The organism is Candidatus Salinivivens marinus, assembly GCF_965655845.1.
Classification (GTDB): domain Bacteria; phylum Pseudomonadota; class Alphaproteobacteria; order Rhodobacterales; family Rhodobacteraceae; genus Salinivivens; species Salinivivens marinus.
Genome location: NZ_CBFHHX010000008.1, coordinates 125896 through 147178 on the forward strand (window position 1 = coordinate 125896; position 21283 = coordinate 147178).

Sequence of the window (21283 nt, forward strand, 5' to 3'; positions counted from 1 at the left end):
AAGTAATAGCGCTGGCTGCAAAGGAGGCCAGCGCATTTCAAAATGGAAGCATCGACTGTATTAAGGCTCAAGGGGCTTACTAAGCGCTTTGGCCCAATTTTAGCTAATGATGATATAACAATTGAACTTCAAAAGGGAGAGGTTCTAGCGCTTCTTGGCGAAAATGGGGCGGGCAAAACAACCCTCATGAATATGTTGTTTGGCCATTATTTGCCTGACTCTGGGAATATTGAGATTAAGAGCACAGATGATAATTTGGTGCCCTTAGAACTGGGTGATCCCAGTGCTGCCTTAGCTGCGGGCATTGGGATGGTTCATCAGCATTTTACTCTTGCGGAAAACATAACGGCTTTTGAAAATATTACTCTCGGTGCTGAGTCCCTATTTTCTTTGAGGCGTAATCAGAAAAAAGCTCAAAAAAAAATTCAAAGTATAATGTCGCATAGTGGCCTAGATGCACCGCTCGACATTTCAGTAGGCAAGCTCTCTGTCGGTGAAAGACAACGAGTTGAAATCCTTAAAGCTTTATATCGGGATGCCCATATTCTTGTACTTGATGAACCAACAGCGGTTCTGACTCCACAGGAAGCAGATTCTTTATTTTCCAATCTAAGACGTATGACTAAGCAGGGCTTATCAGTTATTTTCATAACTCATAAAATGCGAGAAGTTTTATCCTTTTCAGATAGGCTTGTTGTATTGCGTCATGGCAAAAATGTTGGAAGTATGAAGACTTCAGAAGCTAGTGAAAAAAAAATAGCACGTTTGATGGTAGGAAGTGAGACACAAAAAGTGTCTTCAAAAAGAATTAAACCCGGCGGACCAATTTTATCATTGAATGAAATTTCTGTGGCTGGCCAATCAAAAAGAGATTCGCTCCATGACGTTAATTTAATTCTAAACTCAAACGAGATCTTGGGAATTGCAGGGATTTCTGGAAATGGTCAGAATGTACTGGCTGATCTTATCTCTGGTCTGGTAGCGCCTGATCGGGGGTCAATAGTTTTAAAAGGCGTAGCTATTGAAAACATAAGTCCTTTTAATATGATAAAATCTGGTTTTGGGCGTATACCAGAAGATAGGCACCGACAGGGTATTGTCGGAGGCTTAAGTGTATCTGAAAATATGATTATAGAACGCCTGGATGATCCTCAAATACAGAACTTTGGCTTTCTGCGCTCATCTGTAATTAATAAGAATGCGAAAACATTATCAGAAAAATATGACGTGCGAGGCCCAGGTATTGATCAGGCGTCTCGTTTATTATCAGGGGGAAACATTCAGAAACTTATTTTAGCTCGAGTTTTTGAAAAGCAACCGGAGATAATACTAGCTAATCAACCCACCCGTGGACTTGATATGGGGGCTGCATCGGAAGTTCAAAAACACCTAATTGAAGCTAGAGATAGGGGTGGTGGCGTCATTCTCATTTCTGAAGATTTAGATGAAATCTTAGGTTTGGCCGACAGAATAGTAGTCATGAGAGATGGTAAGTTACATGATGCTTATTCAAAAAGTCGAGAGGATATCGGCTTAATGATGGCGGGGGCTTCTACATGATCCGCATCGAACCAAGGGAAAAAATATCTAATAGTAGCACAGTACTTATACCAATTATCGCAGCTGTAGTTTCTCTATTATTTGCTGCTATACCTTTACTAGCAGCTGGCGCTAATCCTTTTGTCGCTTATGTTGAAATGGCCAAGGGCGTTTTTGGATCTGTTTTTGCTATTTCGGAAATGTTAACGCGCGCTACACCACTTATCTATACTGGTCTTGCAGCGGCAATCGCATTTCGGGCAAAACTTTGGAATATAGGTGCCGAGGGTCAACTTTACCTTGGTGCGATAGCCGCTGTAACAGTAGGCTCAGGTCTTTTTGACCTACCTGCTGTCTTATTATTACCTTTCATTATAGTTCTAGGAGGCTGTGCAGGTGCAGTAGGTATGGCAGCGCCAACATATCTGAAAGTACGTTTTGGGGCTGATGAGGTAGTAACGACGCTTTTACTCAATTTTATTATAATTATATTCCTTCAGATGTTATTGGAAGGACCGTTGCAAGATCCAATGGGTTTGGGTTGGCCGCAATCAGCTCCAATTTTGGATCAAGGAATGTTTCCACCATTAATTGATCGGATGCGCGTTCATTCTGGCTTGATTTTAGCCGTTCTTTTAGCAGTGATAGCCCATTTTATCATAAAGTACTCAGTTTGGGGTTTTAAATTAAGGGCGGTTGGGGAAAATTCTGCTGCGGCTAAGCACGCTGGCATTAACATAAATCGTTCACTTTTTGGTGTAGCGCTTCTTTCTGGTGGTCTTGCGGGGCTTGCGGGAGTGAGTGAAGTTGCAGGATTAAAAGGCTACCTCACAGCAGACCTTTCACCTGGTTTTGGATATGCCGGAATAGTAGTTGCTATGTTGGCGGGCTTATCTCCAATTGGTGTTTTGATAGCATCAGTTTTTATTGCGTCTGTATTTGTTGGTGCAGATAGCATGACTAGGGCAATGGGGATTTCATCTTTCTTAGCGGATTTGGTGGTATCTGTATCGCTTTTATGTGTGCTAGTTGGAGGTTTCATATCAAAATTTAAGATTGTTCGCTCTGGCACAGGGAAAAAAGTTAAATGATCGATATCCTTAATATTTTGATTACAGATAGTTTTTGGGCGGCATCTCTAAGGATTGCAACACCCCTAATTTTTGGTGTTTTGGGAGCTTTGATTTGTGAAAGATCTGGCACCTTAAATCTGGGAATTGAAGGTATCTTTGTAGTTGGCGCAATGTGTGGGTGGATGGCAACATGGTTGGGTGCTGGATTATGGGGAGGAATTATAGTCGCGTTTATATGTGGTGCGTTCTTCGGGTTAATACATGCGGTCCTTACCGTACCACTAGGTCTTTCGCAGCATGTTAGTGGGCTTGGTATAACTTTATTTGCGACCTCTGTAAGCTATTTTACCTACCGAACAGCTCTGCCAGATGTGTCATCACCTCCAAGAATTGAGCCATTTCAACCACTGGAAATTCCGGTGCTCTCAGATTTGCCATTTGTTGGATTAGTTTTGTTTCAGCAAACGGCTTTAACTTGGCTGGCGTTACTCATGGTTGTGTTAGTTTGGTATGTGCTCAATCGTACAAACCTTGGATTGGCGATTAAAGCGGTTGGAGATAATCCAAACAGCGTGGATGCTCAGGGTTTATCGGTTTACGCCATTCGAATTTGGGCGATTGTTATTGGCTCGGCGCTAATGGCTCTTGGAGGTGCGTTTTTAACAATGAGCGCATTTGATGCATTTTTCTTTGGAATGGTTAATGGTCGTGGCTGGGTTTGTATTGCACTTGTAATTTTCGCAAGTTGGAGGCCGGGAAAAGCTCTAATAGGTGCGCTTTTATTTGGTGCATTTGACGCTTTACAAGTAAGACTGCAAACCGAGATGGGAGCTTTTGTTCCCGGGCAAGTGTTTTTGATGGCTCCATATGTCTTGTCAATTGCGGCATTGGTTATTGCAGCAAGGTCTGCAGATTACCCGAGGGCTTTATTGACACCTTGGTTCAAGGGGCAAAGGTGAGGTTATAAAATGTTTGATTTGATGATAAAGGGTGCCAGCCTTACGGATGACGAGGGTGAGTTTGATATTGCCTGTAAGGATGGAAGAATAGTTGAAATTTCGAAATCGATATCGGGTGAATCAAATGAGATAATTCATGCGGATGGATGTCTCCTGTCACCGCCATTTGTTGATCCACATTTTCACATGGATGCCACGTTGTCATTGGGCACTCCAAGGCTCAATGTTTCTGGTACGTTGTTGGAGGGTATTAGTTTGTGGGGGGAACTCAAACCGCTGCAATCGATAGACGATATTATTGCAAGGGCTATGAAATACTGTGATCTTGCAGTTGCCAAAGGTATGGGAGCCATACGTAGCCATGTAGATACATGTGATGATGAACTTAAAGGTGTTCAGGCGTTGCTGGATGTGCGAGAAAAAGTCAAAGGATACTTAGATCTACAGTTAGTAGCGTTTCCTCAAGATGGTGTTTTGAGAGACCCAACGGCATTAGAAAACACCAAAAGGGCTTTGGATATGGGCGTAGACGTTGTTGGAGGCATCCCCCATTTTGAAAGGACGATGTCTGAGGGTGCGCGAAGTGTTACGTTGCTCTGTGAAATTGCTGCTGAACGAGGTCTTATGGTTGATATGCATTGTGATGAAAGTGACGACCCAATGAGCCGTCACGTAGAGACACTTGCTTTTGAAACGAAAAGATTAGGTTTAGAGGGTCGCGTTTCAGGGTCACATCTCACTTCAATGCATTCTATGGATCACTATTATGTTTCTAAGTTGATACCCTTAATGGCTGAATCACAACTAAACGTAATACCGAACCCTTTGATAAATATAATGCTGCAGGGTCGGCATGATACTTACCCAAAAAGAAGGGGTCAAACTAGAGTGAGGGAATTACGTGATGCAGGCCTCAAAGTTGGTTTTGGATCAGATTGCGTAATGGATCCATGGTATTCTCTTGGTAAAGCAGACATGCTGGATGTGGCTTTCATGGCATTACACGTAGGGCAACTATCCAGTCGTGAAGATATGGATTGGTGTTTCGATGCTGTAACGAAAAATTCTGCTGATATTATGGGATTGGAAGAATACGGGATACAAAAAGGTAAGCTAGCAAACTTTGTTTTACTGCAAGCAAAAGACAAGATTGAGGCTATTAGATTACGTGCCCATAGATTATTAGTGGTTAGAAATGGCAATATCATTTCAAGGTCTAATCCAATAAAATACACATTGTGTAAACAAGAAGGAAATTTAGACTTTACTGAAATAAATTAATTAAACTTCAGGCGTTAGAAAAATAAAGAGGATTTTATGGTGAAGCCAGTTATTGTTATTGGGGCTGGTATCTGCGGCATTTCAACGGCGATTTGGCTGCAACGTTCAAATTTTGAGGTTCTATTATTAGATAAAGCTAAACCTGGAACGGGGGCTTCTTACGGGAATGCAGGGCTGCTAGCACAATGGGCAATTGTTCCAGTCAATGAACCATCGATTTTGAAACAGATCCCTCGTTATTTAATTGATCCGATGAGCCCACTTTTTCTAAAGTGGAGTTATCTACCAAAGTTAACTCCGTGGTTAATTAAATTTTTACAGAATGCAAACTCTTCGAATTCAAATAGAACTATTGAGGCCCTAATTCCTCTACTGACAGATTCTGTTCAACAGCATAAAAGCCTAACTGAAGGGACTGCCGCAGCGAGCTGGATAGCTGATAGCAAATTTAGCTACGCTTATCGCTCTCTGAAGGACTTTCACAAAGATTCTTTTGGTTGGGAGTGTAAGAAAAAAGTTGGAATGATACCTGAAGTATTTACGGGCAATTTAGTTCAAGAAGTAGAACCAATATGTGGATCATTTATTGATTGTTTAGCAGTCATAAGTGGACAAGGTCACATTGTGAACCCACTGGGTTACATTTCTGAGCTGATGAAAGTATTTTTTAATAATGGTGGAAAATTTGTAAGTGCAAAAGTAGAGGATTTTGGGTTTCACGGTGAAAAAATTTCTACAGTATATACTGATAATGGTCATTTTGAGTGTGAGAAAGCCATTATAACAGCTGGTATTTGGTCTAAGGAACTAATGCGTAAGCTTGGTCTTAATATTCCGCTCGAGGCTGAGAGGGGATATCATGTCGTATACAAAAATGCCTCGATATTACCTCGAAATCCGATGATGATGACAATCGGTAAATTTGGAGTGACGCCCATGGGAGGCGATCTTAGGTGTGCAGGAACGGTTGAGTTGGGTGGTATAAAATTTGGTCCCAGTAAGGCCCCAGTCAGGTTACTGAGGCGCCGAGTAGCTGAAGCCTTTCCGAAGATGACCTATGATGAAACTGAGGAATGGCTTGGATTTAGACCAACTGCTCCCGATAGCCTCCCACTCATTGGTCAGCTAAAAGAAAGCGGTGTTTATACAGCATTTGGGCACCAACATATTGGTATGACATCTGGCCCGAAAACTGGGCGATTAATATCCGATATAATCAACAATAGGTCACCAAATATTGACATGTCGGTATATGATCCAAACCGGTTCAATTTATAGGGATGCTACAATGAAAAAACCTTGTATTCTATGTGTTGCAATCACTGGATCGCTTCCAACAAAAGCTGATAATCCTGCAGTGCCAATTAGTTTGCAAGAGCAAGTAGAAAGTACTCAAAGCGCATTTGAGGCGGGTGCTACAATCGCTCATTGTCATGTTCGAAATCAGGATCAGACACCATCATCTGACCCTGAAAAATTTGCCGCATTGTTGGAAGGCTTAAATGAGCACTGTCCTGGTATGGTGATCCAATTTTCTACTGGTGGCCGCTCGGGCGCAGGAACTGATAGAGGTCGAATGCTACCTCTGGCCCCTGATATGGCTTCATTATCTGTTGGATCTAATAATTTTCCGACGCGTGTTTATGAAAACCCACCTGACTTGGTTAATTGGTTGGCATCAGAAATGAAGAAATACATGGTTACTCCAGAAGTGGAGGCGTTTGATTTGAGCCATATTCTGACCGCTATCAGAATGCATGATCGAAATGAATTATACGGCAAATTATATGTTCAGTTCGTTATGGGAGTAAAAAATGCTATGCCTGCTGATAAAGAAGTTTTTGATTTATATGTAAAATTTATGAATGAAAGAGCACCAGACGCAGAATGGTGTGCAGCAGGAATCGGTGCTAATCAAATTATCGTAAATGAGTGGGCAATTGCGGCCGGGGGTCATACAAGGGCGGGGCTTGAGGATAATGTTAGACTTGATAAAAATACACTAGCGCCTTCTAATGCGGCGTTAATACAAAGAGCCGCAGAATTATGTGAAAAATATGAGCGCCCTGTTGCGACCTGGCGTCAAACTCGCGAAATACTTAATCTCCAAATAGAAGCGTAGATTTTCAATTGAAGACACCCGTCACAAAAGTTCCTAATTCAAAAAGTTTTCTCGATTTACCCATCCTGTCAGATTGGTCGAACCTCAATCACAACGCCGTAGTTTTTGGGGCACCCTTTGGTAAACCGTACAATACGCAGGATTTTCCAAATAATCAGTCGACTGCGCCAGATAGGCTGCGTGATGCATCACCAAGAATTCTTATTGATCAACACGCCATGGATCTTGATTTAGAAACAGAAAGCACTCTTGCATCAATTTCAGTTGCAGATGGAGGAAATATTCCCCTTAGAAATAACGATATTGATCAGCATTACTCTGAAATAGAAGGTGCAGTGCGTTACTTAGTAGATAGAGGCGTGTTACCGGTTTCAATAGGAGGTGACGACGGAATAACCAACCCGGTATTACGGGGCTTAGACCCATTGAATGACGTGACAGTCATTCAAATTGATGCACATATGGATTGGAAGAATGAGAGATTTGGTGAAAGAGACGGATACTCGAGCCCTATGCGAAGAGCCTCAGAAATGGCTCATATTTCTGGAATACATCAAATTGGCATACGTTCTTATGGAAGCGCTACTGCGCAAGATCTGAAAGATGCAAAAGATTGGGGAGCTAAGATTTATCTTGCGAAGGATATCCACGAAAAAGGAATAGAATTGTTTTTGAATGAGTTACCTGAGGCGGGAAAGTTCTTTATAACTCTTGATGTAGATGGGTTAGATCCATCAATAGTGCCTGCAACCGTAGCACTATCGCCTGGTGGCCTTGATTGGATGCAAGTTGTTGCGTGTTTCGATGGGATATCAAAAAAAGGACAAATTATTGGTCTGAACGTTGTAGAGCTATCGCCAAAGAACGATATTAACCAAATTTCGATGATTGTTGTTGGTAGATTGATCCTAAAATGTCTTATGCTCGAACTAAGTAAATAGTTAAATAATGACGGAAGTTTCAGTAATTATCCCAACATATAATAGAGCGGACTTTATCTCAGAATGTGTTCAATCAGTTCTGGCTCAAACGTTACCTGCGCGTGAGATAATTATAGTTGATGATGGGTCCACAGATGCAACTTATAATATTTTAAATGATTTAGGATTTAAATCTATAAGTACGCCTAAGACTGTTTTACGCTATATTTTTCAAGAAAACCAAGGTGTCAGTTCTGCAAGAAACTTAGGTATAAAGGAGGCAAAAAGTGAATATATTGCCCTCCTAGATTCTGATGATCTTTGGTTAAAAGGTAAGCTGGATAAGCAGGTAATTGCGTTTAGAGGTGACATACAACACCGTCGACTATGTCATACTGAAGAAATTTGGGTAAGAAATGGAATTCGCGTAAACCAACACAAAAAACATAAGAAGAGCGGGGGCAATGTGTTCCAAAGCTGTCTAAAATTATGTTGTATATCCCCAAGTTCAACAATGCTTCATAGGTCTGTTTTTGAAGACTTTGGTTTTTTTGATGAGGACTTACCAGCATGTGAGGATTATGACTTCTGGTTGCGGTACAGTTCAAAAGAGGAAGTAATTTTCATTAATGAGCCATTAATCATCAAAAAGGGAGGTCACAGTGACCAACTTTCAGGTGTGCATTGGGGAATGGACAGATTTCGCATATACTCTTTGGAAAAGATATTAAACGAGCCTGATCTCAAATTGGATTATAGAATTGCGGCGATACGTGAAATCATATTAAAAATGGAAATTTTAATAAATGGATCTCAAAAGCGCAAAAAAAAGGTCTACGCAAAAACTTTGCTTGAGAAGAAGCAATATTGGGAAGATTCATTAAGGCGCTGTTTTAATGATTGAACTGCCCGATATTCGAGACATTGAGCTAAAAATCTGCTGGGTTATAGCGTTAGCGCCTGAAGCAAATCCAATAATTGATTTATTTGACCTCCGTCTATTTTCAAATGAACTGGACTTTCCAGTGTATGTAAATCAAGAGCACGGGCATGCACTTGTTATATCTGGAATTGGTAAAACTAAAGCAGCTGCTGCTACCACCTATTTAAAAACGTTATTAAATGTTAAGAAATATGTCGGGTGGATCAATTTAGGAATTGCTGGTTTTCATTTGGAACCAGTTGGTCGGCTATTTCAAGTTATAAAGGTTCATGACATAGGGAGTAAAAGATCTTACTTTCCAGGATTACGTTTATCAAAAATAGTTCAACATCAGGCACTTTATACTGTTTCCCAGCCTGAAACAGCATATTCAGATGCTGTACTCTTTGATATGGAGGCATCAGGTTTTTGCGAAATCGCTCCAATGTTTTCCTGTAATGAATTAGTATTCGTTTTAAAAATAGTATCCGATACACCAGAAAGTCCTATCGGTTCAATTTCTAAAAAAATAATAACGCAATTGATTCATCAAAATATAGAGAAGCTTCAAAAAATTATTCATACTATAGAAAAATTAGTGAGCGATGAGAAAAAAAGATTGAAGATACCAGAAGAAGTTTTTCAATATTTTGATAAGTATCATTTCACTAAGAGTAATAGAAATAAATTTATCCAGACATATAAAAAATGGAAGGCAGCTTTTCCAAACCGAAAATTAGAAAATACTCTGGCCACTGGAAATTCAGCCTCAAAGTTAATTGCTAGTCTCGAGAGTGAGCTTGTCTCAGCAATAAAAGAATGGAAGCTGTGATGATTGATAGTATTTTTGCAGAGCGTGAAGTCTTAGATCATCCAATTGCCCAAAAGGTTATTAAGCGCTTAAAACATGCAGATGTCTTTGAGATTGAAAGATATCAAGAGATGTTTAACAAAAGGCAACAGAACTTTCGTATTCAAAAACAAAACCCTGCTCTGATATTAGCGAGAAAGCATGATAACTTTGTTTTGCCAGCACCACAGGGTTTTGGGCTTGATGCACAAAAAAATTACTATTTTTCGCATATGTATAACTGTATTTACGACTGTCGATACTGTTTTCTACAGGGCATGTATTCTTCCGCGAACTACGTACTTTTTGTTAATTATGAAGACTTTTTCAAAGCAATTTCCGATACAATCGATAAAAATACCGACACTAGTCTGACCTTTTTTTCTGGTTATGATTGTGATTCATTGGCATTCGAAAAAATTACGGGTTTTGCCGAAAAAGCTTTAGAATTTTTTACCAACTTTAGTTCTGTTGAACTTGAACTTAGGACCAAGAGTATCGTCTCAGAAACCTTATTAAAAAGAAGTCCAATTTCTAATTGTATAGTAGCATATAGTTTATCTCCAAGTAATTTGGCTGGCGTCTTGGATAATAAAGCTCCAAGTATTGAGAGAAGAGTTAATGCATTAAAGACCCTAGCCAAAAATGGATGGCCAGTTGGTCTACGGTTTGATCCTCTTATCTACTGTTCTGGCTGGAAAAATCTATATTCAGAACTACTTCAGGATATTTTTACAGATATCAATATTGATAAAGTTCACTCTGTCAGTCATGGCCCTTTGCGATTTCCAAAAGAAATGTATAAAAAAATTACATCATTATATCCAGACGATAAACTTTTCTCGTTTCCTATGGAGACCAAGGGCGGAATTGTTTCATATGGAACAGATATAGAGCAAGAAATGTCTTTATTTTTACAATCAGAATTAGAAAAATATACTACAAAGAAAAAAATTTTTCGTTGTTTGGTGTGAGATTGGAGCTTTTAGACATTGGAAAAAAGAAAAGCGATTGTCACTGGTAGTTCTAGCGGTATAGGAAAAGCAATTACTTCAATACTACTAAAAAGTGGTGCTGACGTGATTGGTATTGCCAGACATCACGAAAAGTTTGAGCCAGATTTTGATCGTTATCTTCCTATTTCACTTGATTTGTCCGATTTTGAAAAAATTGAGAGTGTTATTCCTCAGCTCTTGCTTGAACATTCAGATATTGACGTTTTAATTTGTAATGCAGGTCATGGTGACTTCCAAGCCTTGGAGAATTTCTCATCTAAGCAAATATCAAAATTCATAAATCTAAATTTAATTTCGCATATCATCCTTTGTAGGCATTTAGTAAGTTACATGAAGGCTAAAGGTAATGGCGATATTATTGTCATAGGGTCAGAGGCTTCATTAGCTGGAAAGAAAAAGGCAACTCTGTATTCGGCTGCAAAGTTTGGTTTGAGAGGTTTTACTCAGGCACTTCGTGATGAATGCAGCAATACTGGTGTTCGAGTTTGCTTAATAAATCCAGGTTTTGTGAGAAGTCCATTTTTTGATAGCTTGAATTTCAAGCCTGGTGACGCTGAAAATAATGCAATTGAGACAGACGATATTGCTAAAATCGTCTGTGACATTATTAAAACCAGGCAGGGTACAATTATTGATGAAATCAACATATCGCCAGCATCAAAGTCGATAATTTTCAAATAAATTTATTTATTTGGATCATTTAGATATCTTGTGATTGCAGAATAATGCAAAGCGGGTATGCAAAAATAGCATTGGTAAAACCTGCCGCAGCGCAGCATATACTGTATAAGAAACATAAAAGTGTTTTTAAATAGTTTGATAAACGTTCCTCCCAATTTCGTTTTCGAGCTTTAAGATATTGACCTAACTCCTCCCCCTAGGTCATTCTTTTCGATTAAGGCCCTCCCATGAGGGTCTTTTTCATTTCCAGCTTGTGTTATTGAACTACACCATATCCGTTATATGAATAATGGTCGGTGTTTTAGCGGCGAAGGCTTCAGTTATATCGTTTTGTAATTCGTTTAGGTTAGAAGGTTTTGTTGACCTAGCACCGTAAGATTCTGCTAATTTACAAAAATCAGGATTTAAGGCTTGGACAGAATTTGGAGAAATTTGAGCTGCTATCATACTATCCTCTATTGCTTTAAGTTTATGATTATCCCAAATGAGGATCGGTAAATTGAGTTGTAGTTCAACGGCAGTACCTAACTCTTGGATTGTATACTGGAACCCATAATCACCAGCTATAGCTAACGTTGGCATGTTTGGTCGCGCTATACATCCGCCTATTGCTGCTGGTAATGCATAACCCAAAGTACCAAAGCCATAGGGATGATGCCAATGATTAGGTTTTTCCATATCCCATATCTCTTTAGCTAAATATGCGAATTGCGTCATATCCGAATATATTACAGTTTCCTGAGGTACTATTTCTTCCACGGCCTTAATCACGTTTGCTACTCCTGGGAACTCTCTTTTAGCCTGTGAAATCCATTCTTTACGTTTTTGAGAAATAAATTTTGCGTCCCATGTTGGTTTGCTATCTTGCTCGTTGAAATGTTTAAGTGAAGCTTCAACAAAGTCTGCCACTTTCATATTTACTTTAAATTCGGCTTTATGATGATCAGAAAGAACTTCAGGATCTGTATCAACGCGTACCAATGTACATTTATGACCGAGATTATAGCGCCAGATATCAACTTCGGCTAATTCGGACCCCAATACTACGAGTAGATCTGATTTTGACAGAACACCAACAGTGTCGGGCCTGGCCAACGATGAACCCATCAATAATGGATAGTTTGATGGTATAAGCCCCCTACCTGTAAAGCTTGTGAAGCATGCAGCACCAGTTTTTTCTATAAGTTTAAATACATCTGCATCCTTTGCGCCACCACCAACTATAAAAATAGGTTTTTTGGAGTTTTTAATTAATTGTGAAATCTTAATAATTTCATTTTCATTATACGAAAGAGAAGCACTAGGTTTCGCAGAAATTTTAAAATCAGGAGCGTTTCTCTCAAGTAACTTAATCGGGACTTGTATATGTTTTGGCCTACATCTTTTGTCAGAAAATTCTGTGAAGGCTCGGTCTAATAAACCATACGCAGCTTTATAATTTTGAGCAGTTTCTGACCACTCGCAAACACTACCAGCCGCGCGCTCTTGATCCAGCATTTGGTGTAACTGTCCACGTCTGTAGGCGGTCTCATCTAAACAGGAAGAAATGGCTAAGATTGGTATACTATCAGAGTATGACTGCCCTAGTGCGGTTAAAACATTACAAATACCCGGCCCCGTAATGACATAGACAATACCTGGTTTTCCACTAGCTCTGGCATAGCCATCAGCCATAAAGCCCGCACCTTGCTCGTGTCTCGCAAGTATGTGGATGAGCCCTGCTTCTTCGATCCCGCGATAAAGCTCTTGGTTATGTACACCAGGAATTCCAAATACATATTGAACGCCTTGAGCTTTCAAAAACCTGGATATTTGAACTCCAGTAGGTCTCTCCATTCCAATATTTCCCAAAAAGCAGTTTACACATCTAAAAGCTGTACCTAAGCTTCTTTAATGCGAACCACTAAGTCAATCCATGTTATTTCAGCTCATGCGGAAGGAGAGGTTGGCGATGTTATTGTTGGTGGTGTTTTGCCGCCCCCCGGTGAAACAGTTTGGGAGCAAAGTAAGTGGCTGTTGAGTAATGGCTTATTGCGTAATTTCCTTTTAAACGAACCTCGTGGTGGTGTTTTTAAACATATAAATCTACTTGTGCCTCCAAAAAACCCGAAGGCGGATGCCGCTTTTATTATAATGGAGCCTGAGTTTAATCCTCCAATGTCAGGTTCCAATTCAATTTGTGTTGCAACTGTTTTACTTGATGTAGGACTAATTGAAATGTTTGAGCCTATCACCACTTTTATTCTCGAGGCGCCTGGAGGATTAGTTAAAGTAAAAGCTGAATGCTCTCACGGAAAGGCAAACAGGATCTATGTGGAAAATTTACCTAGCTTCGCAAATGATCTGGATTTAACTCTTGAGATTGAGGGTTCTGGGGCTTTGAAGGTCGATACTGCGTTTGGTGGAGACTCGTTTGTGGTAGTGGATGCAGATAAATTGGGTTTTAAGCTATCTCCAGATGAAGCAAAAGATCTTGCGAAATTAGGGGAAAAGATTACCAAAGCTGCTAACGAGCAACTAAATTTCCATCACCCGATCTATCCCGATTGGGGTCATTTCTCTTTCTGTCATTTTTGCAGTCCATTATTTAAAGATAATAATGGTATGAACTTCAGGTCGGCTGTAGCCGTTAAACCGGGTAAAATTGATAGATCACCAACAGGTACAGCCTTGTCAGCTAAAATGGCAATATTACACAGACGTGGAAAAATGAAGGCTGGAGAGACGTTAACTGCGACTTCAATTATTGGCTCACAGTTTTCTGGTCAAATTCTAGGAAAAACAAAAGTTGGTAGTTTCGATGCTATTTTACCCGAAATTAGTGGACGTGCATGGATTACCGGCACTCATCAGTACATGCTTGATCCTGCAGATCCATGGCCAGGGGGTTATCGCATTTCAGATACATGGGGTGTTTAAATCATGAATATATGTCTTCAATAATTAGAATTCGTATGTCGTCTAATCCATGAAATACTGACATAAAAAATCCCTATAGCACATGTGAAAATTGGGAGGCCATATCGCATATTGATGTCTAGCAAAAACCCTGCAACCCAAGGCCCCATTAAATTTGAAAGTTCGAAAAGTATTACAAATCCAGCATTTGCAGCAACAATTTCTGCTCCAGAAAACCGCCTAGACAGCATAGCAAGGCCAATCGAGTAAAGACCATAAACCAGGCCGGCAGCGAGAAATCCAAAGAGAAGAGTCAATAACACTGATCCTAAAAAAAATGGAATTAAGCTGGCAAATATCAGGCCAGCACAAACAGTCATTACGCCGACTTTTCTAAGGCCGTGTTTATCGGCTATAATTGCAATTGGATACTGAAGAATTGTTGCACCTATCGCCATAGCAGGTACGATAATCAATGCTAAAATTGGTGCAGCTTCTGGGGTGCGAGTTATCATTGCTGGAAGAAGACTTATTAAGGCTAAATCCACACTGCCGACTACAATACAAGCAGACGCTACGGTTGGCGCTTTTTTTATCAATATAAGCGGAGATGCAGACCGAGTTTGCGAGTCTTTTGGTTCATGTCCTTTTAGCCTTAATATTGGCAATGCAGCTAGAATTAGTAGAGCACCCATGATTATAAATGGAATTATCGAAAGCGCCCCAAATAACCAGATTACCATAGGTCCAATAGCAAATCCTATTGAGATGGCCGTAGCATAGATTGCCATGACACGGGTACGATATTTCTCGGTTACTATGTTCGCAAGCCAAGCTTCGGTGAGTACCCAATGAAGACCTAAGCCAAGTCCACTTACAAACCGCAAGGCAAGCCATAAACCGTAGTTATCAGTAAACCTAAATGCAACGGTCATTATAGCGGCAACTACTAAACCTACATTAATGGTCAATATATACCCGTATCTTGCAGCCAGTTTAGGTGCAAAATAGGCGCTGGATACAACGCCAACAGCAGAAGCTCCGCAAACAATACCAATTCTTTGGAAAGATATATTGAAAGTTTCCATCCAAAGGGAAATTAAAGGAAGATAGCCACCAAACGCTGCCCCGAGTGCTACAGCTGACAGTGATATCATTACCATGCCAGGAGCAGTTGTAGCCTCGCTCAACTGTTGGCGTATCCTTGTAATTATTTGTGAATTTGAATTATCCAGCCCATTCACCGTTTCTAAAAACTGGAACTGTAGTCTCATCGGCGGTCAGTCCATCTACATTTATTTCGCCGGATCCAATCATCCAGTCGATATGTATCATACTGCTATTTCCACCTTTTGAAATTATCTCGTCTTTACTCAGGTTTTCTCCGTCTTTAAAACATTTCGAGTAACATTGACCCAAAGCAATGTGGCTCGCCGCATTCTCATCAAATAATGTGTTATAAAATAATAGACCGCTCTGTGAAATTGGGGAACTATGGGGTACTAAAGCAACTTCTCCTAAACGCCGAGCCCCTTTATCGGAATCTAATACTTTCAACAGTACTTCTTCACCTTTGGATGCATGAGCTTCATTAATGCTTCCAGATTCAAATTTCACACGAATATTGTCGATTAATGTTCCTTGGTGCGATAGAGGCTTTGTGGAACTGACTGTACCTTCGACTCTAAGGCAATGAGGTGTCGTAAAGACTTCCTCAGAAGGTATATTTGGATTACACATGATACCATTTTTTGCCAAAGATGCACCGCCCATCCACTCATGATCATCTGCCAACCCGACAGTGAGATCCGTGCCTGGTCCCGAAAAATGAAGAGAAGAAAAATTTTTCTGGTTAAGCCAATTTGAGCGTTCTCGTAAGTTTTTATTATGCTTGTTCCATGCCTCAATCGGATCTTTAACATTAACACGTGAAGCGGAAAATATAGCCTCGGAAAGCTTCGCTTGTGCCTCATTCTCTGGTAAATCTGGAAACATCCGTTTTGCCCAAGCCAACCCCGGCCAAGCTACTATATTCCAATTGATGTCAAAGCGCGTAATTCTCTCTCTGGCGGGTGTTAATGCCTGAGAATTCGCTTTATTAATTCTTCCTACTTTTTGTGGGTCTTCGTCAGCGAGTAACATTGGATCATCGCCAACAATTGCAAGTCTTGCAGTATCATTATCAAAAGCTGCCCCCATACCGTCATAGAGCCAATTAGCCGCTTTATCAAAAGATGCATCATTTGCATTTTTGTATCGTGATAATACAAGTTCTGGATCCGAAAATATTGGAGTGACAATTCCGGCCCCAGTTGTGTAAGCGTAGTCAGTTATTTTTCTTACCAAGGGTACGGCTTCTAAAGGTGCTGTGATCAGTAAATCCTGACCTGGTTTCAATGCTAAACCTGTCTTTACAGCAAGTTCTGCCAACCGATCAATTTGAGTGGGATCAATAACCGAAGTCTCTGACATAATTAAACCTTTATTTTTATACAAGAGTTTTTGTGATTAACTAACCGTTACGTTGATAACTATTACTTATCAATCCACTTTCAAAAGTTTATGTTTTTTATGAGTCAGGCTGACCTAAATATTTACGAATGAATACTCTTTACCAGACTGAACAACACGGCCTATACCACCTTCTGGAAAATGAAAACCAATAATAACCATATCTTCATTTGATATTCGATTTAGTAGCTTCTGTCTCGTTTGTGCTGCCTCTTCCGGATTTTGGTCAAGTCCATTTAGCCAGTTTGGTCTTTTGAATGCAACATGATGGTCATTTATAGCATCTCCGACTACAAGAGCAGATTGTGACCCATTGGCTATTTCAAAGCTCATATGGCCTGGTGTATGCCCAGGTGTCATCAATGCTAGTATACCTGGTATCGGCTCATCTCCATCATCAAAGAATTCTATTTGATCTTGCAATGCTTCAAACCTGGTTTTAGCACCAACGGCTGTCTCCACTCTACCTTGATCAACTCTGTTAACCGTTTCTGGGTCCCACCAATAATCCCATTCGGTCCTACCAATATGATACATGGCATCAGGAAACAACAAATCATCAAAATCGTCTAGGACACCCCAGATATGATCCGGATGTGCATGAGTGAAAATAACGTCAGTAATATCTTCAGGTACAAGTCCCTTTTCGCTGAGGCTATCTAGGATGGCGCCCATACCATCCAAAAAATAAACACCTGCACCAACATCAAATAGAATTTTGCGGTTCTCTGTTTCCAACAATGTGACGTTACACTCCCTAACTAATTGATTTCGCGAAAGGGAAAATTCATTAATTATGGGTTCAAGTTCAAGCTGAGGCATTGTGTCGAAGGTCAACCCAGCTGGAAGTGTAATACTTCCGTCACTGATTGTTGTGATCTTTGTCGCCCCAAAGTCAATCTTAGTGTACGCTATGCTCGGTAAAGCTACTGATAAGGGTAAACAGGAAGCTGCCTTAAGAAATGAACGCCTTTTAATAATCATAAGTTTTTCCTGAACCTGTTATATTCTCTATTTGGAGCATGTTTGATAATTTTATGTTCATCAAGTTATTTATCCCAATTCTCTAAAATTACTTTTTTAGGTCCCCTAAAGGCCCAACCATCAAATTCAAGTGTTTTTTTCAATTGAACATTGGGAAAATTTGAGAAAAATAAAGGAAGTGCAACCTCTGCTATGAGAGTTTTGGATATCCAGGCTCCAGCACAGAAATGAGGGCCAGCACCGAATGAAATAGATGAGCGATTATCTCTTGAGATGTCAAAGTGATCTGGATTTTGAAATATCTCTTCGTCTCGATTTGCTGATCCGAACATAAAAAAGATCATGTCATTTTTATAGAAGTGAACTTCTCTGTAGTTGAAATCTTTGGCTATGCGTCTTGGGGACATACCGATGGGCGACATCCATCTTGCATATTCTTCAAATGCTTGCAGCCAGCTCTTGCTCCCTGACTTTATCATTTTTAATTGTGAGTCATTATTTAGTAATGTTCCAATAGTGCCGGCAATAGCATCACGCGGTTCATTTTGACCTCCCGAGATAGCTAGTTTTATGTTTGCTTTTATAGTCTCCATGGACAAGCCTGCATCGAGTTGACTGGAAAGTAGGGATGGATTGTCATGTAAATTGGGATCCTTCAGCTGTGCATCAATATGGAGGTCAATTGATCGCGTGCAGTCGTCACAATTTTTTGCTACTGCTGGATCTCTCATATAATTGGAGCAACCGTCAATCATCCCTTGGCTTACCCAATCCATCTCCATCCAGGTCATTCCACTTAATCCAGTAATAAGCTTCAATGCTTCTGCGGATACTTGCGTGGAGAACTCAGAAACAAGTTCTAATTCCCTTTTTTTGCCAATGTTTTTTATGATTTTATTTGTTTTCTCGACAAACTGGTTTTTCCAAAAATTTTTAACTGTTTTAGGAGACACAGTGGGGAAGATTGCTTTTCTTTCCGTGATATGTGCATCTCCATCCTTGCGCATCATATTCTGGCCCATTAGCTTGGTCATGAGTCCATCTGGCTGCACAGATGAAAATATCTCGACATTTTTCTCGCAAATGAAAATATCTTGATGTTTTGAGAAAAGTGTTGCGTTAAGCTGCGGTACATAAGCGATTGGTGAATTTTTTCGAAAATATTTCAGGATTGGATAAGGATCATTCTTAAAGGCCTTGAGATCAATATCGTGAACGTCTGCAGAACTCATAAGAGCGCCATAAAATATGTTTCAATATCCAAATTCATTGGAACATTCTTCGAAAGATAAGTTTGGTTTATATTCTTTACACCAAGCAATTTCTTCAGGATCCTGTGTTTTTGAATTCTCATCCTTTAGAATATTTATTGCAATCCAAAAAAAGGTTAAAAGAAAGATTAACCTAACTGGACGAAAGATTAACTTTATCATCCACCAAATCATTTTTTCACCATGGATTATTTGAACAAAAAAGCCAGTTTTATTTCACGAAAGGCGATGTTAACTATGAAATTAATCAAACAAGTTTCTGTTAAATCTCTTCTGTTAGAATAAAATTATTATATGCTGAATGAAAATGTGATTTTAGCACAGAATGCCATGATACAAAAAAAAACCACAGCAGCTATTCTTTACGAAACAAATTCAGATCTAGTTATAGAGAATTTAAATTTAGCGGCTCCAGGACCAAAAGAAGTTTTTGTTCAAATGGGAGCTGCTGGTGTTTGCCATTCTGATGTGCATGTGATTAGTGGTCAAGCTCAGCAGTTAATGCCCTGTGTTCTGGGTCATGAGGGTGCGGGTCTTGTTACTGCTATTGGAGATCAGGTAAGCCGTGTTAGTGTTGGTGATCATGTCATTCTCAGCTGGCTTCCATACTGCGAAAAATGTTATCAGTGTATCCGTGGCAAGACACATTTGTGCAAAGCTTTTCAAACACCCGTTGGCAACGGAACATTACTTGATGGCTCGTGCAGGTTTTCTAATAAACACGGGCCTATTCGACAGCTGGGTTCGCTTGGATGTTGGTCCGAAAATGTTGTAGTATCTGAGGAATGTTGCGTTCCCATAAATAGGTCTATTCCTTTTGAAATTGCGGCACTTCTTGGTTGTGCGGTAACCACTGGTGTTGGAGCTGTTTTAAATCGTGCAAAAGTGCAAAAGGGAGAAACTGTAGTTGTTATAGGCGCCGGCGGCGTCGGTTTGTCAGTAGTGATGGCGGCAAAATTACAAGGCGCGTCGCAAATTATCTGTATTGATAGAAATAGGAGTATGCGAAACTTAGCGATAGAGCTTGGTGCTACAGATTTTCTTGTTACTAGCCAAGACGATGATATCTCTAAAAAATTAATTGAGCTTACTGATGTGGGTGCTGATCATGTATTTGAAGCCGTAGGTAAACGAGAATTACAATCTGCTGCGATCAATTACTGTTGTTCTGGTGGTACTGTAACTTTTGTCGGTTTGGACAGCGAGGATGCTACAATTAATTTGGAAACAACGGCCATAACCAGGGCGGAAAAAACAATATCTGGTTCTATATATGGTTCTGCCTGTACTCATAGAGATTTTGCTAGTTACGGTGAAAAATTTCTAAATGGAGAATTACCAATCGATTTAATGGTAAATCGGCGTTACCAGCTAAGGGAGATAAATATTGCGCTCAGTGACATGTTGGAGGGAAAACCAGGAAGAGGAGTAATTGTTTTTGAACATTAAATTATTTTCGACTAGGCCACGCGTTGACCTTTGACGTATGTCTCTCTTACTTTTAGCGTATTCTTATATTCCGTAACTCTGCAAAAATCTGCCCTTAATTTTTCTTTCAAAGCGCCTCTATCTAAAAGGTTGAGAGCTCGCGCCGGATTACGTGTAACTGTTTTTATACCAGCAGCTAAATTACCCCAGACTGAACCCAGTTTAAATGCTGACAAAAACAGAGCAGATGGAATATAATCAGAGGAAATTATATCAATTAAATCCATTTCAGCCAGTTCAATGGCAGATACATTTCCGGAATGAGATAAGCCTCTCATCAAATTTGGTGCGCCCAGAATTGTAAGAATACCCAAATTTTTACATTCAACTGCAGCTTCCTTTGTCGTAGGAAACTCTGCCAGTGATATACCTAGGTTTTTTGAATTTCTAACATGCTCTACAGTAGTGTCATCATGCGACGCTTTGATAGCACCAAATGAGTTGGCAGACGCTATTGCCGCTTCTAGATTTACCCGCCCATGTTTTTCCTTTACTGCAAGTAACTTTTCATAATGAAAGTTATACTGCTTCTCATTTAAGTTATTTTTTCCAATAATGTATGACTTAAATTTCTCTAAGTCGCAAAATTGCCTTTGACCGGGTGTGTGATCCATTATGCTTACTAACCTCACAAGTGACATTTCTTTAAGGCTCTCCAATTCTTCGACTAGTGTTTCTGAACATACTTCCGCACGTAGATGAACTAAGTGATTAATTTTTAAATTATCTTGGGTTACAAGGGTCTCTATGGACCCTGCAACTTGTTGT

General features: G+C 39.9%; 20 protein-coding genes. 13 read left to right on the plus strand and 7 right to left on the minus strand.

The window, feature by feature from the left end; all coding sequences use genetic code 11:
• Positions 1-42 precede the first annotated feature (42 nt).
• The 11 genes from ACTF5Q_RS08810 to ACTF5Q_RS08860 are packed head-to-tail and all read left to right on the plus strand — an operon-like array spanning position 43 to position 11363.
• Positions 43-1560, plus strand: a complete 1518-nt coding sequence (locus ACTF5Q_RS08810; RefSeq protein WP_438954242.1) for an ABC transporter ATP-binding protein — start codon at positions 43-45, stop codon at positions 1558-1560.
• Positions 1560-2630: an ABC transporter permease gene (locus tag ACTF5Q_RS08815; protein ID WP_438954265.1), complete on the plus strand. Its 1071-nt coding sequence runs from the start codon at positions 1560-1562 to the stop codon at positions 2628-2630. The genes ACTF5Q_RS08810 and ACTF5Q_RS08815 overlap by 1 nt, the downstream gene beginning before the upstream one ends.
• Positions 2630-3571 carry an ABC transporter permease gene (locus tag ACTF5Q_RS08820; RefSeq protein ID WP_438954266.1) on the plus strand — a complete coding sequence of 314 codons (942 nt, stop codon included), beginning with the start codon at positions 2630-2632 and terminating at the stop codon, positions 3569-3571. Before ACTF5Q_RS08815 ends, ACTF5Q_RS08820 begins: the two co-directional genes overlap by 1 nt.
• 9 nt (positions 3572-3580) lie before the next feature.
• Positions 3581-4852 (plus strand): amidohydrolase family protein, encoded by a 1272-nt coding sequence (locus ACTF5Q_RS08825; RefSeq protein WP_438954243.1) that lies wholly within the window; start codon positions 3581-3583, stop codon positions 4850-4852.
• A 36-nt stretch (positions 4853-4888) separates the two neighbouring features.
• Positions 4889-6130, plus strand: a complete 1242-nt coding sequence (locus ACTF5Q_RS08830) for an NAD(P)/FAD-dependent oxidoreductase (RefSeq protein ID WP_438954244.1) — start codon at positions 4889-4891, stop codon at positions 6128-6130.
• Positions 6131-6140: 10 nt separating this feature from the next.
• A complete protein-coding gene (locus ACTF5Q_RS08835) occupies positions 6141-6974 on the plus strand; it encodes a 3-keto-5-aminohexanoate cleavage protein (RefSeq protein ID WP_438954245.1) in 834 nt (277 codons plus the stop codon).
• An 8-nt stretch (positions 6975-6982) separates the two neighbouring features.
• A complete protein-coding gene (locus ACTF5Q_RS08840; protein ID WP_438954246.1) occupies positions 6983-7915 on the plus strand; it encodes an arginase family protein in 933 nt (310 codons plus the stop codon).
• A gap of 7 nt (positions 7916-7922) precedes the next feature.
• Positions 7923-8798, plus strand: coding sequence for a glycosyltransferase family 2 protein (locus tag ACTF5Q_RS08845; RefSeq protein WP_438954247.1), 876 nt, complete (start codon positions 7923-7925; stop codon positions 8796-8798).
• Positions 8791-9648: a 5'-methylthioadenosine/S-adenosylhomocysteine nucleosidase family protein gene (locus tag ACTF5Q_RS08850; protein ID WP_438954248.1), complete on the plus strand. Its 858-nt coding sequence runs from the start codon at positions 8791-8793 to the stop codon at positions 9646-9648. The genes ACTF5Q_RS08845 and ACTF5Q_RS08850 overlap by 8 nt, the downstream gene beginning before the upstream one ends.
• Positions 9648-10640 (plus strand): SPL family radical SAM protein, encoded by a 993-nt coding sequence (locus ACTF5Q_RS08855; RefSeq protein ID WP_438954249.1) that lies wholly within the window; start codon positions 9648-9650, stop codon positions 10638-10640. Before ACTF5Q_RS08850 ends, ACTF5Q_RS08855 begins: the two co-directional genes overlap by 1 nt.
• 18 nt (positions 10641-10658) lie before the next feature.
• Positions 10659-11363: an SDR family NAD(P)-dependent oxidoreductase gene (locus ACTF5Q_RS08860; RefSeq protein WP_438954250.1), complete on the plus strand. Its 705-nt coding sequence runs from the start codon at positions 10659-10661 to the stop codon at positions 11361-11363.
• A gap of 264 nt (positions 11364-11627) precedes the next feature.
• Here ACTF5Q_RS08860 and ACTF5Q_RS08865 read toward each other — a convergent pair whose 3' ends face one another.
• The gene (locus ACTF5Q_RS08865) at positions 11628-13199 is read right to left on the minus strand and encodes a thiamine pyrophosphate-binding protein (protein ID WP_438954251.1); all 1572 of its coding nucleotides are present in this window, start codon (positions 13197-13199) and stop codon (positions 11628-11630) included.
• 57 nt (positions 13200-13256) lie between these two features.
• On the opposite strand from ACTF5Q_RS08865, the gene ACTF5Q_RS08870 reads away from it, so the two are divergent.
• Complete coding sequence (locus tag ACTF5Q_RS08870) at positions 13257-14282, plus strand: trans-3-hydroxy-L-proline dehydratase (RefSeq protein WP_438954252.1); 1026 nt, start codon at positions 13257-13259, stop codon at positions 14280-14282.
• A 17-nt stretch (positions 14283-14299) separates the two neighbouring features.
• Here ACTF5Q_RS08870 and ACTF5Q_RS08875 read toward each other — a convergent pair whose 3' ends face one another.
• The 5 genes from ACTF5Q_RS08875 to ACTF5Q_RS08895 form a co-directional block, all read right to left on the minus strand.
• The gene (locus ACTF5Q_RS08875) at positions 14300-15535 is read right to left on the minus strand and encodes an MFS transporter (protein WP_438954253.1); all 1236 of its coding nucleotides are present in this window, start codon (positions 15533-15535) and stop codon (positions 14300-14302) included.
• Positions 15489-16733, minus strand: a complete 1245-nt coding sequence (locus ACTF5Q_RS08880; protein ID WP_438954254.1) for an aminopeptidase — start codon at positions 16731-16733, stop codon at positions 15489-15491. Before ACTF5Q_RS08880 ends, ACTF5Q_RS08875 begins: the two co-directional genes overlap by 47 nt.
• Before the next feature lie 114 nt (positions 16734-16847).
• Positions 16848-17756 carry an MBL fold metallo-hydrolase gene (locus tag ACTF5Q_RS08885; RefSeq protein ID WP_438954255.1) on the minus strand — a complete coding sequence of 303 codons (909 nt, stop codon included), beginning with the start codon at positions 17754-17756 and terminating at the stop codon, positions 16848-16850.
• 65 nt (positions 17757-17821) lie between these two features.
• Positions 17822-18988 carry a cytochrome P450 gene (locus ACTF5Q_RS08890; protein ID WP_438954256.1) on the minus strand — a complete coding sequence of 389 codons (1167 nt, stop codon included), beginning with the start codon at positions 18986-18988 and terminating at the stop codon, positions 17822-17824.
• A 21-nt stretch (positions 18989-19009) separates the two neighbouring features.
• Positions 19010-19201 carry a hypothetical protein gene (locus ACTF5Q_RS08895; protein WP_438954257.1) on the minus strand — a complete coding sequence of 64 codons (192 nt, stop codon included), beginning with the start codon at positions 19199-19201 and terminating at the stop codon, positions 19010-19012.
• Positions 19202-19321: 120 nt separating this feature from the next.
• Here ACTF5Q_RS08895 and ACTF5Q_RS08900 point away from each other — a divergent pair, with 120 nt between their 5' ends.
• Positions 19322-20476: a zinc-binding dehydrogenase gene (locus ACTF5Q_RS08900; protein ID WP_438954258.1), complete on the plus strand. Its 1155-nt coding sequence runs from the start codon at positions 19322-19324 to the stop codon at positions 20474-20476.
• Between the two features lie 11 nt (positions 20477-20487).
• Here ACTF5Q_RS08900 and ACTF5Q_RS08905 read toward each other — a convergent pair.
• The coding region (locus tag ACTF5Q_RS08905; RefSeq protein WP_438954259.1) for an alpha-D-ribose 1-methylphosphonate 5-triphosphate diphosphatase at positions 20488-21283 on the minus strand (796 nt) is incomplete at its 5' end.

Coding starts and splice junctions, on each gene's coding strand:
- ACTF5Q_RS08830 (WP_438954244.1), top strand. CDS start 4,889: ATGGTGAAGCCAGTTATTGTTATTGGGGCTGGTATCTGCGGCATTTCA.
- ACTF5Q_RS08885 (WP_438954255.1), bottom strand. CDS start 17,756: ATGATTATTAAAAGGCGTTCATTTCTTAAGGCAGCTTCCTGTTTACCC.
- ACTF5Q_RS08875 (WP_438954253.1), bottom strand. CDS start 15,535: ATGAGACTACAGTTCCAGTTTTTAGAAACGGTGAATGGGCTGGATAAT.
- ACTF5Q_RS08810 (WP_438954242.1), top strand. CDS start 43: ATGGAAGCATCGACTGTATTAAGGCTCAAGGGGCTTACTAAGCGCTTT.
- ACTF5Q_RS08895 (WP_438954257.1), bottom strand. CDS start 19,201: ATGATTTGGTGGATGATAAAGTTAATCTTTCGTCCAGTTAGGTTAATC.
- ACTF5Q_RS08825 (WP_438954243.1), top strand. CDS start 3,581: ATGTTTGATTTGATGATAAAGGGTGCCAGCCTTACGGATGACGAGGGT.
- ACTF5Q_RS08880 (WP_438954254.1), bottom strand. CDS start 16,733: ATGTCAGAGACTTCGGTTATTGATCCCACTCAAATTGATCGGTTGGCA.
- ACTF5Q_RS08900 (WP_438954258.1), top strand. CDS start 19,322: ATGCTGAATGAAAATGTGATTTTAGCACAGAATGCCATGATACAAAAA.
- ACTF5Q_RS08855 (WP_438954249.1), top strand. CDS start 9,648: ATGATTGATAGTATTTTTGCAGAGCGTGAAGTCTTAGATCATCCAATT.
- ACTF5Q_RS08835 (WP_438954245.1), top strand. CDS start 6,141: ATGAAAAAACCTTGTATTCTATGTGTTGCAATCACTGGATCGCTTCCA.
- ACTF5Q_RS08850 (WP_438954248.1), top strand. CDS start 8,791: ATGATTGAACTGCCCGATATTCGAGACATTGAGCTAAAAATCTGCTGG.
- ACTF5Q_RS08870 (WP_438954252.1), top strand. CDS start 13,257: ATGCGAACCACTAAGTCAATCCATGTTATTTCAGCTCATGCGGAAGGA.
- ACTF5Q_RS08865 (WP_438954251.1), bottom strand. CDS start 13,199: ATGGAGAGACCTACTGGAGTTCAAATATCCAGGTTTTTGAAAGCTCAA.
- ACTF5Q_RS08845 (WP_438954247.1), top strand. CDS start 7,923: ATGACGGAAGTTTCAGTAATTATCCCAACATATAATAGAGCGGACTTT.
- ACTF5Q_RS08890 (WP_438954256.1), bottom strand. CDS start 18,988: ATGAGTTCTGCAGACGTTCACGATATTGATCTCAAGGCCTTTAAGAAT.